This window comes from Kribbella sp. NPDC054772, assembly GCF_053611945.1.
In genome coordinates, this window is sequence record NZ_JBSHBJ010000002.1 from 522,764 (window position 1) to 535,916 (window position 13,153).

The 13,153-nt window shown below is 68.8% G+C and carries 18 protein-coding genes and 1 tRNA gene; 6 read left to right on the top strand and 13 right to left on the bottom strand.

Annotated features, from left to right (window positions below; genetic code table 11):
• Nucleotides 1-124: 124 nt before the first annotated feature.
• Complete coding sequence (locus ACWGID_RS05275; protein ID WP_452194624.1) at nt 125-1,435, bottom strand: family 43 glycosylhydrolase; 1,311 nt, start codon at nt 1,433-1,435, stop codon at nt 125-127.
• Between the two features lie 176 nt (nt 1,436-1,611).
• Between ACWGID_RS05275 and ACWGID_RS05280 the strand changes: the two genes are divergently transcribed.
• Nucleotides 1,612-2,265 (top strand): dihydrofolate reductase family protein, encoded by a 654-nt coding sequence (locus ACWGID_RS05280; RefSeq protein WP_452194626.1) that lies wholly within the window; start codon nt 1,612-1,614, stop codon nt 2,263-2,265.
• A gap of 105 nt (nt 2,266-2,370) precedes the next feature.
• Here the strand turns inward: ACWGID_RS05280 and ACWGID_RS05285 are convergent, their stop codons facing one another.
• Nucleotides 2,371-2,682 carry a hypothetical protein gene (locus ACWGID_RS05285; protein ID WP_452194628.1) on the bottom strand — a complete coding sequence of 104 codons (312 nt, stop codon included), beginning with the start codon at nt 2,680-2,682 and terminating at the stop codon, nt 2,371-2,373.
• Between the two features lie 94 nt (nt 2,683-2,776).
• On the opposite strand from ACWGID_RS05285, the gene ACWGID_RS05290 reads away from it, so the two are divergent.
• A complete protein-coding gene (locus tag ACWGID_RS05290; RefSeq protein ID WP_452194630.1) occupies nt 2,777-3,154 on the top strand; it encodes a DUF302 domain-containing protein in 378 nt (125 codons plus the stop codon).
• A gap of 39 nt (nt 3,155-3,193) precedes the next feature.
• On the opposite strand, the gene ACWGID_RS05295 is transcribed toward ACWGID_RS05290, so the two are convergent.
• Complete coding sequence (locus tag ACWGID_RS05295; RefSeq protein ID WP_452194632.1) at nt 3,194-3,550, bottom strand: YciI family protein; 357 nt, start codon at nt 3,548-3,550, stop codon at nt 3,194-3,196.
• Nucleotides 3,551-3,702: 152 nt separating this feature from the next.
• Here ACWGID_RS05295 and ACWGID_RS05300 point away from each other — a divergent pair, with 152 nt between their 5' ends.
• Both ACWGID_RS05300 and ACWGID_RS05305 read left to right on the top strand, forming a co-directional pair.
• Complete coding sequence (locus tag ACWGID_RS05300) at nt 3,703-4,752, top strand: RNA polymerase subunit sigma-70 (RefSeq protein WP_452194633.1); 1,050 nt, start codon at nt 3,703-3,705, stop codon at nt 4,750-4,752.
• A complete protein-coding gene (locus ACWGID_RS05305) occupies nt 4,749-5,201 on the top strand; it encodes a DUF6069 family protein (RefSeq protein ID WP_452194635.1) in 453 nt (150 codons plus the stop codon). The genes ACWGID_RS05300 and ACWGID_RS05305 overlap by 4 nt, the downstream gene beginning before the upstream one ends.
• On the opposite strand, the gene ACWGID_RS05310 is transcribed toward ACWGID_RS05305, so the two are convergent.
• The 8 genes from ACWGID_RS05310 to ACWGID_RS05345 all read right to left on the bottom strand — a co-directional run bounded on the left by ACWGID_RS05310 (nt 5,170) and on the right by ACWGID_RS05345 (nt 9,386).
• Nucleotides 5,170-5,901: a class I SAM-dependent methyltransferase gene (locus ACWGID_RS05310; RefSeq protein WP_452194637.1), complete on the bottom strand. Its 732-nt coding sequence runs from the start codon at nt 5,899-5,901 to the stop codon at nt 5,170-5,172. The two genes, ACWGID_RS05305 and ACWGID_RS05310, sit on opposite strands and share 32 nt — an antisense overlap.
• 120 nt (nt 5,902-6,021) lie before the next feature.
• Nucleotides 6,022-6,594, bottom strand: a complete 573-nt coding sequence (locus tag ACWGID_RS05315; RefSeq protein WP_452194639.1) for a GNAT family N-acetyltransferase — start codon at nt 6,592-6,594, stop codon at nt 6,022-6,024.
• Nucleotides 6,595-6,925: 331 nt separating this feature from the next.
• A tRNA-Ala gene (locus tag ACWGID_RS05320) sits at nt 6,926-6,998 on the bottom strand.
• Nucleotides 6,999-7,254: 256 nt separating this feature from the next.
• On the bottom strand, nt 7,255-7,899 hold the full coding sequence (locus tag ACWGID_RS05325) for a histidine phosphatase family protein (protein WP_452194640.1): 645 nt from the start codon (nt 7,897-7,899) through the stop codon (nt 7,255-7,257).
• Complete coding sequence (gene rsfS, locus ACWGID_RS05330; protein WP_452194642.1) at nt 7,896-8,375, bottom strand: ribosome silencing factor; 480 nt, start codon at nt 8,373-8,375, stop codon at nt 7,896-7,898. The genes ACWGID_RS05325 and rsfS overlap by 4 nt, the downstream gene beginning before the upstream one ends.
• A gap of 8 nt (nt 8,376-8,383) precedes the next feature.
• Nucleotides 8,384-8,995: a nicotinate-nucleotide adenylyltransferase gene (gene nadD, locus ACWGID_RS05335; protein WP_452194643.1), complete on the bottom strand. Its 612-nt coding sequence runs from the start codon at nt 8,993-8,995 to the stop codon at nt 8,384-8,386.
• A 14-nt stretch (nt 8,996-9,009) separates the two neighbouring features.
• On the bottom strand, nt 9,010-9,168 hold the full coding sequence (locus tag ACWGID_RS05340) for a hypothetical protein (protein ID WP_452194645.1): 159 nt from the start codon (nt 9,166-9,168) through the stop codon (nt 9,010-9,012).
• 89 nt (nt 9,169-9,257) lie between these two features.
• On the bottom strand, nt 9,258-9,386 hold the full coding sequence (locus ACWGID_RS05345; protein ID WP_452194647.1) for a hypothetical protein: 129 nt from the start codon (nt 9,384-9,386) through the stop codon (nt 9,258-9,260).
• 144 nt (nt 9,387-9,530) lie between these two features.
• On the opposite strand from ACWGID_RS05345, the gene ACWGID_RS05350 reads away from it, so the two are divergent.
• Nucleotides 9,531-9,980 carry an Lrp/AsnC family transcriptional regulator gene (locus tag ACWGID_RS05350; protein ID WP_452194649.1) on the top strand — a complete coding sequence of 150 codons (450 nt, stop codon included), beginning with the start codon at nt 9,531-9,533 and terminating at the stop codon, nt 9,978-9,980.
• Here ACWGID_RS05350 and ACWGID_RS05355 read toward each other — a convergent pair.
• Nucleotides 9,913-11,112: an MFS transporter gene (locus ACWGID_RS05355; RefSeq protein ID WP_452194651.1), complete on the bottom strand. Its 1,200-nt coding sequence runs from the start codon at nt 11,110-11,112 to the stop codon at nt 9,913-9,915. The genes ACWGID_RS05350 and ACWGID_RS05355 overlap by 68 nt on opposite strands.
• Before the next feature lie 251 nt (nt 11,113-11,363).
• On the opposite strand from ACWGID_RS05355, the gene ACWGID_RS05360 reads away from it, so the two are divergent.
• Complete coding sequence (locus ACWGID_RS05360; protein WP_452194653.1) at nt 11,364-12,230, top strand: winged helix-turn-helix transcriptional regulator; 867 nt, start codon at nt 11,364-11,366, stop codon at nt 12,228-12,230.
• Here the strand turns inward: ACWGID_RS05360 and ACWGID_RS05365 are convergent.
• Entirely contained in the window at nt 12,214-13,104 is an 891-nt protein-coding gene (locus tag ACWGID_RS05365) for an alpha/beta fold hydrolase (protein WP_452194654.1), read from the bottom strand. The genes ACWGID_RS05360 and ACWGID_RS05365 overlap by 17 nt on opposite strands.
• Nucleotides 13,105-13,153: the final 49 nt, after the last annotated feature.

Genomic DNA, 13,153 nt, shown 5'->3' on the forward strand with positions numbered 1-13,153 from the left:
CGGTCGCCTCGACACCGGTCGCCGTGTTCAGGACGCCGTACGGCGTGATCGTCGTGGGGGGGCGGGGGGCGCGCGCGCGCCCCCCCCCTCACCAGGGTCAGCGCAGCGATGAGAGCTACGAGTTTCACGCTTGCCTCCGGCGCTGCACGTACAGGCGGTTGCTCTCCGGCCCCGTCCACTCCATCCGGACCACCCCGGGTACGGCGGCGTCTCCGCGGCGGGACGGATCTGCCCAGTACCCGAAGGCCGGGTTGCGGAAGAACGTGGCCCAAAGCTGGCCGGACACGTCTTGGAAGACATTGTTGTGTCCGGCACCGACACCGGCGGTCCAGCGTTCCGAGTACGGGCCTTCGAAATGGTCGGAGACCGCCATGATCAGGTCGTACTGGTACTGCGTGCGTCCCGCGCCGGGCGGGTCGTAGGCGTTGCGCGCACTGCCGTCCGGGTTGCTCGAGGCGCGGTCCCATGCGGCGTGCATGAGGTAGTACTTCCCGCCGTACCGGAAGACGTACGCGCCCTCGAGGTACGGCTCAGGCGTGTACGGGCTCTGCTGGAACAGCGGCAGGTTGGTGGTCGGGACGATGTCTTCCATGTCGTCGCGGAACGGCGCGTACAGGTTGTTGTGCAGCACGAGCCAGGCCTGGTCGCCCTCGGAGTACATACCGCCGTCGATGTGGTGATAAGCGCCCGGCTTGATGAACGCCGGGCCGCCGATGAACGAGTCGCCGAACGGCTTGTCGTAGTTGCCCTCAGCAACCCGGTACGGACCTTCGACGCCGCCTTCGCTGATCAGCAGGAACGAGCCGACCTTCTGCGAGTGGTCGCCCATACAGGCGACGATGTACCAGGTGCCACGGAAGTAGTGGATCTCCGGCGCCCAGACGTTCCCGCGCTTGCCGAACTGGCCGTGGTCGTCCCAGTACTCCTGCCAGGGCGCGACCACGGTGCGGCCCGGCGCGTTCTCGTCGGCGAACTCGGGTGACCAGACCTTGCCCATCTCGGCGTCGCGGATCCCGGTGGTGTCGGCGAGCCGCCACGGGCCGCGCAGCGAGTGTGCGGTCCAGACGAAGACGCCGTCGTTCCACGGGCCCGCTGCGGTCAGTCCGGGCGCGCGCGTCGTACCGGTCGCGACGTACAAGGGCTGGCCGTCGACGACGAAGCAATTGACGTAGGTGTCGCGCATCCACACGCGGCCGAGTTCCTCGTCGCGGGGGCGCAGCTCGAGCGGGAGGACGAAGGAGTTGTCGTCCCGCGGCCAGAGATCGAGCCGGGTGTCCGCCACGCCGTACGGCTGCCCCTCGGGCCAGGGTTCGGGGTAGCGGCGGCTTTCGGCGTACGCCGTTCCCGCGGGTAGCGCCGCCGCGCCCGCGACCCCCGCCATGCCGGTCAGGACCGATCTCCTGTTGATGTGCGCACCGTTGCCGGGTCGGTTCATCCTCAGCGTCCTCCTTCGTCGAGCCGGACACCCTGCCCCGCCCGGGGGCCACGGTAATGAGACTCATTTCGACACTGAACCGGCGGCAAAAAGGTTCTTCGCCGATCCGATGTCAAGATGGCGGTAGCGGCTCCGACCTCCTCGCGACAGCAACTCCGGTTCGAAGGAGCATTTCGATGTCCCAGGTCCGTGTTCACAACTTCGCGATCTCGCTCGACGGTTTCGGTACCGGCGAGGGCCTGTCCCTCGAGGCCCCGTTCGGCCACGCCGGCGAACGCCTGCACGAGTGGTACGTCGGCACGCGGTACTTCCACGCGGCGGACGACCGGCCGGGCGGCACGCTCGGCGTCGACAACGCGTTCGCCGAGCAGCACGACCGGGGGTTCGGGGCCGAGATCATGGGTGCCGGCAAGTTCGGCCCGCCCGGCTGGCAGGACGACCCCGACTGGAAGGGCTGGTGGGGTCCGAACCCGGTCTACCACTCCCCCGTCTTCGTCCTCACCCACCGCCCGCGCCCGTCGATCGAGATGGAGGGTGGAACGACGTTCCACTTCCTCGACGCGACCCCGGCCGATGCTCTCGTCGAGGCCCGCAAGGCCGCCGACGGCGCCGACATCCGGCTCGGCGGCGGCGCGACCCTGATCCGCGAGTTCCTCGCCGAGGGCCTGGTCGACTACCTGCACGTCGCCCAGGTCCCCATCCTCCTCGGCCGCGGCGTCCGCCTCTGGGACGGCCTCGAAGGCCTCGAGTCCCACTACGACATCGAGCCCATCTCCACCCCCACCGGCATCACCCACCTGACGTTCACCCGAAAGGCCCCCGTCACCTAGCGAGCACGCCCTTGCCCGCGACGTCTGCTCCCAACCGAACATCAATCAGGTTGGGAGTCTCGTCGCCCCCCGCCCCCCGCGACTGTCCGTAGTCTCTGGTTGGCGCTACGAACGGTCGTAGTGGGAGGGCGGGAAGGGGTGGCGGTCGGTCAAGGGGTAGATCTCGCCTTCGGACTCCTCGTGGCGGAGTTCGGCCTCGGCTTCCTGGTACTCCTCGGTGTCGCGGACGTCGGTCGGGACCGGGTCGTCGGTCGCCGGAGGTACGTCGTCCGGGTCGTAGGCGTCGATCCCCGCCTCGACCCGTTCCTGCTCGGTACGGCGAGCCAGTTCGTCGTCGTTCGGGCTCGTCGGCGCACCGCCGTGCTCCCGCCGGTCTCGATGAACGTCCTCGGACGTCTCGAAGGGTTCGTCGGTCATCGTTCCTCCTCGATTACACCCAGACCACGGTACGCACGCCGTGCCCTCCCGAACAGCGGTCGTCCGGCGCCGCGTCCGCCGTACCATCGACACCGTGACGGCCATCAGCAAGACGGCACCCGGAACAGTCGCCGAGGTGACCGCTCGATTCCGCGCGATCCTCGAGGCCCGGAACGTCCACGTGTTCGCGGTGAACGACCACGCGGAGGCTGCACGAGCCGCCGGGCTCACTCTCCGCGACACGGTGCTCGTGATCTTCGGGAACCCAGCGGCGGGTACGCCGGTGATGGCGGCCGCTCCGCTGGCTGCGCTCGACTTGCCGCTGAAGGTGCTGATCTGGGACGACGACGGTACGACGCGCCTCGCGTACTACTCGCCCGAGAGCATCACCGAACGCCACGGCCTGACCCCGGAGACAACCGCCAGCCTGTCCGCGATCCACCACCTGACGGACGCGCTCACCACCCCGTGAACGACACGTCGCTCAGTCGGGCCGTGAATGGGGCGTCGCTCAATCGGCTTGCCCCGGATCGTCCAGGAACTCGCGGACGTCCTGCGCGCACCGGCAGGCGACCGCGTTCTTCGCCGCCCACTCCAGCGCCGCCGCCCGGGTCGGTACGTCGACGATCATGAAGCCGCCGATGAGCTCCTTGCTCTCCGGGTACGGACCGTCGATGACCATCCCGTCGCTCGCCACCACGGCGTGCCCGACGTCGTCCCCGTAGTCCAGCCCGCCGGCGAACACGTACACGCCGGCGTCCTTCGCCTCCTGGACCACCGCATGGGACTCGCGGCCCACCACCGGCCAGTCCTCCTCGGTGAGGTGGTTCATCGAACCGTTCTCGAACGAGATCAGGTACTTCGGCATCGCGTCGCTCCTTGTCCCGGAAGCCGTCCTCGGGCCACCGTCCACCCCTGCTACGAACGCTTCGCCCGGAATCCGACAGGGCTGGTGATGAGTTCTCGCGCCCGTACCCGTCATACCTCCAACGGCACATGATCGGACGGAAGGACGAGGTTATGGTTACGGACACGCGGCTGGAGGAGCACAGCGTGAACAGTCTGGGCGACGGCGCCCTGGGCGGGGACGGTCTCGACGGTTTGGGCGCGGGCGGCCTCGGCGAGGTTGACGAGGCGGCGTTCTCGGGGCTGGCGGAGCGGCACCGGCGGGAGCTGCACGTGCACTGCTACCGGATGCTCGGGTCGTTCCAGGACGCCGAGGACACCGTGCAGGAGACTTTCCTGCGCGCCTGGCGGCGACGGGAGACGTTCGCGGGCCGGTCGACGTTCCGCGCCTGGCTGTACCGGATCGCCACCAACGCCTGCCTGGACCTGCTCGCCGCGCGCCGCCCGGAGCCCGCGACCGACGGCGAGGTGCCGTGGCTGCAGCCCTACCCGGACCGGCTGCTCGACGAGCTGCCCGCGGACCACGCGGACGAGCCGGAGACCGTCGCCCTCGCGCGGGAGACGATCGAGCTGGCGTACCTGGTCGCGGTACAGCACCTCGCGCCGCGGCCGCGCGCCGTCCTCATCCTGCGCGACGTACTCGGCTGGCCGGCGAAGGACGTAGCCGAACTCCTAGGCGACTCCGTCAACTCCGTGAACAGCGCACTGCAGCGAGCCCGCGCCGGCCTGCGGGAGCACCTGCCCGCCGAGCGGCAGGACTGGACCGGAGGCAACGAGGACACCAGCACCCGCGAGCTGGTACGCCGCTTCACCGAAGCCAGCGTGGCCACGAACATCGACGTACTCGCCACGATGCTGCGCGACGACGTCCGCTGCTCGATGCCGCCCACACCTGGCCTGTACGTCGGCCGCGACGCCGTCGTGAGCGACTGGCGCGAGAGCGGCTTCGAGGAGATGAAGGGCCTACGCGGCGTACCCACGTCGGTGAACCGGCAGCCCGCCGTCGCGTTCTACCTCTGGCAGGAGCCCGAGGGCGCGTACTTGCCGCTCACGCTCGACGTACTGCGCATCACCGGCGGGGCGATCACGGAGATCGTCACCTTCCACGCGGACCAGTTCCCACGACTCGGCCTCCCGGCGCGCCTCGCGGCAGGTGTCGAATGACCGGGAGCACCGTGGGGGTCGTCGGACGCACCGCCCACCCGGTCCGTGGGCTCGTCGTCACCGGCGTCATCGCCACGCTCGCGACGATGCTGACCGTCACGCTCGGCGCTGCGCTTGCTCAGGCCGTCGGGGCCGACTTCCAGATCCCCGACGGCGGCGAAACCATCCCATTGGCCGGGTTTGCCGTGGTGACGGGCTTCTTCTCGCTCATCGGCGTACTCCTTGCCGTCGCGCTCCTCCGCTGGAGCGCGCGTCCCGCCGTACCCTTCGTGTGGACGACAGTCGCCCTGACCACGATCTCGCTGGTCCCGCCCCTCGTCTCCGGGGCTGAGGTCGCCACCATCGCAGCTCTGCTCGCACTACACCTCGTCGCCGCCGGCGTGATGATTTCCACCCTCACAACGAGCCTCCGCCGCGCTAATCGCGACGGCGGGCGAGGTGCGCCGTGATCTCGGCGTCGACCTCGACGGTCTCAGGAAGGACCTCGAGAGTGCGGCGGAACACCTCGTCCCGATCCGCGGGCGCGAGCATCACGTACGCCGAGATCGTCGAGAGCTGCCCGATGTAATCGCGAGCGCTCATCGTCAGCCGCCGATCGATCACCGACTGCCGAACATCGCCGAACCATTCGGACTGCTGAAGCTCCGTCCCAGGCCACTGCATCGGCCGATCCGCACGCGTGCCGTCCGGCGACGGCACGCCATCGTCCTCCAGGTACGGCGCCCGCGCCTCGCGCGCTGCCTCTCTGAGGTCAGGGTCAGCTAACTGCGTCGGCACACCGCACGACGCGAACACCCCACCCGGCCGGACCAGCCGAGCCATCCGGTCCCACCGACCTTCGGGGTCGGTCCAATGCAGCGCAGCAGCCGAATACACCAGGTCGTACGACGAATCGAGCGGCAGATCCTCGAACGCGGCCTGCACGGTCGTCACATCCGCCGGCACATGCTTCCGCATCACCGCGAGCATCGCCGCATCCGGTTCGGTCGCCGTCACCGCGATCCCACCCTGCGCGAACAACCGCGTCGCCTTACCCGTCCCCGCACCGATCTCCAGTGCGGTCCGAACCGGCGCCCCGGCGTACGACGTCACCAACTCGAGCAGCTCCACCGGATACCCCGGCCGAAACCGCTCATAAGCCTCCGCCACCGCCCCAAAACTCAACCCACGAACAACCATCCCAGCATCCTGACACCCCCACCCCCACCCCGCCCGCCATTTTCCACCGACCACCAACGCCGGCCCGAGGCCAAAGCAGCTCTGCTTCCCTTACGTAGAAGCCGTTTCACCATCCTGGCCGCGCGTTGCTTCACCCGTCAGCACGCCGAACCACTGCTCTGCCTCAAACTCCGTGAACCGCTGAACCTCGACGAATCCCAGCCGAGCCGCCAGCCGAACCGACCGTTCGTTAGCGGCCTGAGTACAGAGCACGACGGGATCCCCAGGCAACACGTCCGCCACCCACCGAAGCGCAGCTCCCACGGCCTCGGTCGCATATCCACGCCCCCAAAACTCCGGCAGAAAGGTGTAACTCACCTCAATCTCCCCACCCTCCGCCCGCACATGCCCCGGCCTGCTCAGCTCGCGCCGACCGAAGCTCACAACACCGACAAACCGCCCCTCACCCTCAACCACAAACACCCCCACCCGCCGCCCCGGCACCTCCGGCACAACCTCCTCAACCTCCGCCCGCGACCGCGCCCCACCCAAATACCGCCGCACCTCCCCAGACGAAAGCAAGTCAACAAACCCCGCCCGATCCCCCGCCTCACTCTCACGCAACAACAACCGCCCTGTCCGAACCACCGCCGGCGGCCAACCACCAATCCCCAGATCAGTCACGCACCCACCCTAGGCGTGCGCGTTCGGCAGTCGAGCGGAACAGCTCCATAGCTGCACTCGCCAACATGCCACCGAGTCACATCGCCCAGCGCGCTGATCCAGGCCACAACTGGGAGATTCGCATCCTCACCGGTTGGGACGAGTAGACGGTCACGAACACTCCACCAGGCTGACTGAGGGCGGCGTACCGGCACGACTTGCGGCCAGTGCTGCCCGAAATGACCGAAGCGATGGACGAGATCTTCTCTGACCTACAGCTCACGGAGACTTAGCCTCCCGGGTCACGCGAAAGGCCGGTCTCCCGAGTGGGAAACCGGCCTCTGACCTGCGGTGGAGCTTAGGGGATTCGAACCCCTGACCTCTTCCATGCCATGGAAGCGCGCTACCAACTGCGCCAAAGCCCCGCGGTGTCTTGCGGACTCGGAAAGCTTAGCGGATGAGTGCCTGCAAAGAAAAATCGGTTCCCTCGTGGGGCTGATGTGGTCCGCACCACGTGTAACCGGCGGTCCGGAGGGCTGCCGATGGTGGGGGCTGAGGACAGGAAATGGTGACTGGGCACAGGCTATTGCCTGTCTCCAGTCACCACAGCCTGTCGCCAGGAACCGCCACCGCGCAGCGGTGTCGTTTGGGTCGCGGAGGGGTTGGGAGGCTCGGGGTGGGTCAGCGTTGGGGGTCGTCGCTCATTACTGGTTCGGGGAGGGAACCGGCGTTCCATTCTTCGATGCGCCAGCCGTGGCGGCCGGGGAGAAGAGAGACCCAGTTGCAGTTGGAGAGGCCGCCGAAGGCGGGCCAGTGGGGCTTGGGGATGCCGAGGAAGAGGCAGATGCCGACGCGGGCGGCGAGGCCGTGGGTGGCGACGACGGTGGTGTCTTCGGGCAAGCCCTGTTCGGAGATGCGCTCCAGCGCCTTCGAGAAGCGGGAGGCGACTTCTTCGACGGTTTCGCCGTTGGTACCGCGTCGTTGGGGTTCACCGCTCCGGATCCGGGCGGCTGCCTCGGGGTTGATCGCGGCGAGTTCGGACATGGTGAGGCCAGCCCAGTCGTCGACGTCGATCTCGCGGAGTGCCTCGTCGTACTCGATTTTGAGGCCGGTCAGCGCGGCGAGTTCACCGGCGGTGGAGGCGGCGCGCTGGAGGTCGCTCGCGAAGAGTCGGGTCGGCGCGAGGGAGGCGAGCCGGGCCGCGGCGGCGCGGGCCTGGCCTACGCCGACCGGGTCGAGCGGGATGTCCGCCTGGCCCTGGATCTTGTCCTGCAGGTTCCACTCCGTCCGGCCGTGCCGCCAGACGATCAACCGGCCCGCGGTCATTCAGCAGACGCCGAAGCGGGGCCCGAAGCCGAGCCGACAGCGTCCGAGCCCGCAGCATCCGAGCCGGCACCGTCAGAGCCAGCAGACGGGACACTAGACGGGACGGCGGACGGGCCGGCCGACGGCAGCGGGATCACAGGGCAGTCGCGCCACAGGCGCTCGAGGGAGTAGAACGCGCGCTCCTCGTCGTGCTGGACGTGGATGACGATCTCGAGGTAGTCGAGCAGCACCCAGCGGCCTTCCCGGGCGCCTTCGCGGCGCACCGGCTTGGCGTCGAAGTCTTCCCGGAGCTTGTCCTCGATCGCGTCCACGATCGCGCGCACCTGGCGGTCGTTGGAGGCGGACGCGACCAGGAACGCGTCGGTGATGGCGAGCTGCTCGGACACGTCGAACGCGAGGACGTTCTCGGCCTTCTTGTCGTGTGCCGCTTCCGCGGCCGCGGTCAGCAGCTCGATAGCGCGTTCACTGGCGGGCATAAAACGTCCTAACGGTTGGTGTAGAGCTCACGCTTGGCGATGTACTGGACGATGCCGTCGGGCACCAGGTACCAGGTCGGGTTGCCCTTGGCGACCCGGGCCCGGCATTCGGTGGACGAGATCGCCAGCGCCGGCACCTCGAGCAGCGTGATCCGGTCCATCGGCAGCTGGTCCAGCGGCAGTTCGAGCTGTTCGGTCCCCGGCCTGGTGCAGCCGACGAACTGGGCGAGCTTGAACATCTCGTCCACGTCCCGCCAGGTGAGGATCTGGGCGAGCGCGTCGGCACCGGTGATGAAGAACAGTTCGGCGTCCGGGTACAGCTTGGACAGGTCGCGCAAGGTGTCGATGGTGTACGTCGGACCTGGCCGGTCGATGTCCACTCGGCTGACCGAGAACCGCGGGTTGGACGCGGTCGCGATCACGGTCATCAGGTACCGGTCCTCGGCCGGGGAGACGTTCCGTTCCGACTTCTGCCACGGCTGGCCGGTCGGGACGAAGATCACCTCGTCGAGGTCGAAGTACGACTGCACCTCGCTGGCAGCGACCAGGTGACCGTGATGGATCGGGTCGAACGTTCCGCCCATCACACCGATCCGTCGTACCCGCTCCACAGCAGTCATGCCCATCGCGCCGCTCAGCTGTGCGGCCGGCCCTTGCCCATGATGACGGTGACGAGCAGCAGCAGGACGAGCACGAACAGGGCGAACCCGCCGTACCACCACTTGGAGATGTGCGAAGCCTCGACCGTGGCTTCGGTGATGGCCGCCACCTGCGGCACGAGGATCGAGAACATGGTGCAGAGCCTATCTCGTACTGCCTCCGACGACAGCGACCGGTGGCCTCGGGACACTCACCGAGGGACACCGGTCGCGGAAGGGGAGGTCAGCTGTGGCGGACGTGACGGGTCAGCAGCCGGCGCCAGGTGGACGGTACGGCGTGGGCGCGGCGGGCCTTGGCCGCGACTCGGTGCCGCTCGTCGATGTGGGCACGGGCAACGTCGGGGGTGATCATGATTCCTTCACTGGGTTGGTACGGCGGAGCCGGGGTGGACTGTCCCCGGTACCTCAAATTGTACGAGATCAACTACGCTCTCACAAACGAATTAAAGGCTGAACGCATTCCCAGCCTTAGAATCTGTGGTGAACAGGAGGAGTCATGGACGCAATCGATCGGCAGCTGATCGAAGCGCTCCGGCTGAACGGCCGCTCCAGCTGGGCCGAGCTCGGCCGGGAGGTCGGCCTGTCCGGCCCGAGCGTCCAGGAGCGGGTGCGCCGGCTCGAGGAGCGCGGCGTTGTCCTCGGGTACCGCGCGGTGGTCGCGCCGGACCAGGTCGGACTCGGGACCAGCGCGCTGATCGGGCTCTTCCAGCGCGACGACGTGGAGACCGACGACATCGTCGAGCAGGTCCGCGAGATCGAGGCGGTCGAGGACTGCTGGTTCGTGGCCGGCGACCAGGAACTGGTGGTGAAGGTCCGGGTCGCCGACGTGACGCAGCTCGAGGCGGTCGTCGGCTCGCTGCGCCGGGTGAACGGCGTGGTCAGGACGCGGACGACGGTTGTGCTGTCGACTCGCTGGGAAGGCCGTCCCGCGCCGCTGCCCGAGTAAGGAGCAGTACGACGCCCGCGGCGAGCGCGAGGGCAGCGGCGACGGGATAGAGCAGGCGGGGGGCGTGCTGGTACGTCGTACCGCCGATCGCCGGTGCGAGGAACATGCCGCTGATCGACGCGGCGGCGTACAGGCTGGAGTAGCGCCCGACCATGCCCGCGGGCGCGGCGTCGGCGACGTGGGCGGTCGCGGTCGGTTTGTACAGCATCTCGCCCGCCGTCATCACGACGATCGCCAGCGCAGCCCCGGCAAGCGCGGGCCAGACCCCGACAATCGCGAGTCCCACGCCGATCAGGGCGAAACCGGTCGCGATCACGCGGGTCGCGCGGTGCCCGCCGAGGCGTACGGCGAGCGGCGCCTCGAACAGGACGATGACGACGGAGCTGGCCCCGAGCAGTACGCCGTACGCGACGGCCGGCGTGCCCGCATCGCGCAGTAGGAGCGGCAGGGTCGCGAAGATCTGCCGGTACACGGTGTCGACCACGATGATCGTCGCCAGCACCATCAGGACCGGGCGATCACTGAGGACCGCTTTCCACAGGCCGGTCGTCGAGGCGGTCGGCGTACGGCGGGCGCTCGGGACCCACCGCCAGACGATCGCGGCCATCACCAGGCTGGTGATCGCGTCGGCGGCGAAGACCAGCGAGAAGTCGTAGGCCGCGAGCAGTCCACCGAGCGGCGGGCCGATCGTGAAGCCCGCGTTGGTCGCAGTACGGGACAGCGCGATGCCCTCGCGGCGCCGTTCGGGCGGGAGGGAACTGGTGACGAGGGCGCTGAGATTGGGCCGCCCCGCTCCGCCGAACAAGCCGGCCAGCGCGGCGACGACAGCGATCGCCGGTCCGGGCACGAACGGCATCGCCATGCACGAGACCGCCCAGAGCAGTTGGCTGGCCACCGCCGCCGTACGCAGGCCGAAGCGGTCGCCGAACCAGCCGCCGCCGAGGTTGCCACCAAGCAGCCCGATGCCGTACGCCGCCGCCGCGAAGCCCGCCTGCTGCGCCGACATCCCGCGGTCCTCGACGAGGTACAGCGTCAGGTAGACCCACGCGAGCGCACCGGCACCGTTGACCAGCTGGCCGACCATCACGGCCTTCAGCCAGGTGGGCAGTTCCGCGATCCGGCGCCAGTACATGTCGGTCCTCCGGTAGAGTGAGTTCCTGTTGGGAACTTACTGGGCCAGCCAGGGCGTATCTCCCACTCCCGCGCCGTAGCGAGCAGGTGCTCGGTGCGGTAGCTCGGTGCGCGGGAGCGAAGGTCTCGATGCGGAGCATCGTGGCCTTTGCTCACGTGCGGCGAGGTGCCGTGCCGAGTGCCGCGCAGTAGGCGGGGGAGTGGGAGACACGCCCTAAGCGTGGTGGCAACCGGATTCGAAGGAGCGCGGACGTGCGGCGGAGCAGATTCTCCCCCGAGCCGGACTGTGCGATCGCGCAGTCTCTCGCGGTGGTCGGCGACGGCTGGGAACTGCTGATCGTCCGCGATCTGGCCCGCGGGGTCTCACGGTTCGACGAGCTGGCGGGGTCGCTGCAGATCTCGCGGAAGGTCCTGACCGAGCGGCTGACCGGCCTGCTGGACAGCGGGATCGTCGAGCGGTCGGCGTACCAGGAACGGCCGACTCGGTACGCGTACGAGCTGACGCCGCGCGGGCGAGCCCTCCTGCCGGTCCTCGTCGCGCTCCAGGACTGGGGCGATCGCTGGCTGCTCGGCGACGGCTCACTGACCGGGACGAACGCCGCTGACGAGCCGCCGGCGCACCGCCTCCACGACCTGGCGGGTCAGCGGGTCCCGTACGTCGCTCTGCCGTCGACCGCGGGTACGACGGTTGACGTGGTGGACGCGGATGCCCGCGCGACCGTCCTGTTCGGGTATCCGGCGACGGGGCGGCCGACGCCACTGCCCGCGGGATGGGACGAGATCGCGGGGACCACTGGGTGCACGCTGGAGAACCGGCTGTTCGCCGGACGACTGTCCGAGTTCGCCGAGCGGGATGTCGCGGTGCGTGGGGTCAGCACGCAGCGGACCGACGAGCAGCAGGCGTTCGCGAAGGCGGAGGACATCCCACACCTGCTGCTGTCCGACCTCGACCTGGAACTGGCGGCGGCCCTGCGGTTGCCGACCTTCCGGGCCGGTGGGTACGAGCGGTTGAAGCGGGTGGTGCTGGTGATCGGCGCCGATCGTGTGGTGCGAGCCGTGCGGTATCCGGTGACCGACATCGCGGATGCGGTCGACTGGGCGCTCACGACTGCTTCGTGAAGAAGGCCTTCACTTCGGCCGCGATGCGGCGTACTGCTTCGGGTTTGCCGGTCGGGTTGACGCCGCCCGGGTCCGAGGACGAGCCGTGGTCGAAGCCGTCGAACTCGATCCGGCGGCAGTGCGGGAGCACCTTCTCCAGCGTGGCGCGGCCCGGCTCGAGACCGTGCAGGCCCTTGGTGCCGCCGAGCAGCAGGACGTCGGCGTCGACGGTGCGGAAGTTGTCGAAGGTGCCGGCCAACTCGGCGACAATGGTGCCTTCGGCATGGATCGTCGGAGCCAGCTGGCGCATCGTGATCGCGTCTTCGCCGGCCTGACGCTCCTCCTTCGCCATCATCTTCTCGGTCATCCAGCGGAGCAGGCCGCGCGGCATCACCTTGAGGAACGCCGGCGCCATCTCGAAGCCGAACATGCTCGTGACCATCGCGCCGGCGACGTCACCGCGGGCGATCTCCTGGTCGAAGCGGGCCAGCCACTCACGGTGCGGCGCCCCGTCGGCGACGATCGCGGGCTCGTAGAGGGCGATCTGCTCGAGCCCGGGGAGCACCCGGGCAGCCTCCAGGACCACCGCTCCCCCGGCACTCACGCCGAACGCACGGTCGGCACCGGCCGCGGTGAGGACGGCCTCCAGATCCTCCAGCTCGGTGTGGACGCCGTGGTCCGGTCGTTGCGGGCCGGAGAGGCCGCGACCGCGGCGGTCCGGGAGGTAGACCGTGAACTCATCGCCCAACGCCTCAGCGAGGAGCGTGTGACTGCGGGCGGACTCCATGCTGCCGTGCAGTACGACGACGGCCGGTCCGTGCCCGGTTTTGTAGTAGCCGATCTCAGTGCCATCCCGGGAGGTGACTGTGTCCTGGGTCAGTTCTGCTGTTCTCATGACTCGATAGTTACACGCGACCTAGTTACATTGCAACTAGTTTCTTTGT

Bases quoted from the DNA above. Each gene is read 5' to 3' on its own strand.
- ACWGID_RS05275 (WP_452194624.1), bottom strand. From the start codon at position 1,435: ATGAACCGACCCGGCAACGGTGCGCACATCAACAGGAGATCGGTCCTG.
- ACWGID_RS05280 (WP_452194626.1), top strand. From the start codon at position 1,612: ATGTCCCAGGTCCGTGTTCACAACTTCGCGATCTCGCTCGACGGTTTC.
- ACWGID_RS05285 (WP_452194628.1), bottom strand. From the start codon at position 2,682: ATGACCGACGAACCCTTCGAGACGTCCGAGGACGTTCATCGAGACCGG.
- ACWGID_RS05295 (WP_452194632.1), bottom strand. From the start codon at position 3,550: ATGCCGAAGTACCTGATCTCGTTCGAGAACGGTTCGATGAACCACCTC.
- ACWGID_RS05300 (WP_452194633.1), top strand. From the start codon at position 3,703: ATGGTTACGGACACGCGGCTGGAGGAGCACAGCGTGAACAGTCTGGGC.
- ACWGID_RS05305 (WP_452194635.1), top strand. From the start codon at position 4,749: ATGACCGGGAGCACCGTGGGGGTCGTCGGACGCACCGCCCACCCGGTC.
- ACWGID_RS05325 (WP_452194640.1), bottom strand. From the start codon at position 7,899: ATGACCGCGGGCCGGTTGATCGTCTGGCGGCACGGCCGGACGGAGTGG.
- rsfS (WP_452194642.1), bottom strand. From the start codon at position 8,375: ATGCCCGCCAGTGAACGCGCTATCGAGCTGCTGACCGCGGCCGCGGAA.
- nadD (WP_452194643.1), bottom strand. From the start codon at position 8,995: ATGACTGCTGTGGAGCGGGTACGACGGATCGGTGTGATGGGCGGAACG.
- ACWGID_RS05340 (WP_452194645.1), bottom strand. From the start codon at position 9,168: ATGTTCTCGATCCTCGTGCCGCAGGTGGCGGCCATCACCGAAGCCACG.
- ACWGID_RS05345 (WP_452194647.1), bottom strand. From the start codon at position 9,386: ATGATCACCCCCGACGTTGCCCGTGCCCACATCGACGAGCGGCACCGA.
- ACWGID_RS05350 (WP_452194649.1), top strand. From the start codon at position 9,531: ATGGACGCAATCGATCGGCAGCTGATCGAAGCGCTCCGGCTGAACGGC.
- ACWGID_RS05355 (WP_452194651.1), bottom strand. From the start codon at position 11,112: ATGTACTGGCGCCGGATCGCGGAACTGCCCACCTGGCTGAAGGCCGTG.
- ACWGID_RS05365 (WP_452194654.1), bottom strand. From the start codon at position 13,104: ATGAGAACAGCAGAACTGACCCAGGACACAGTCACCTCCCGGGATGGC.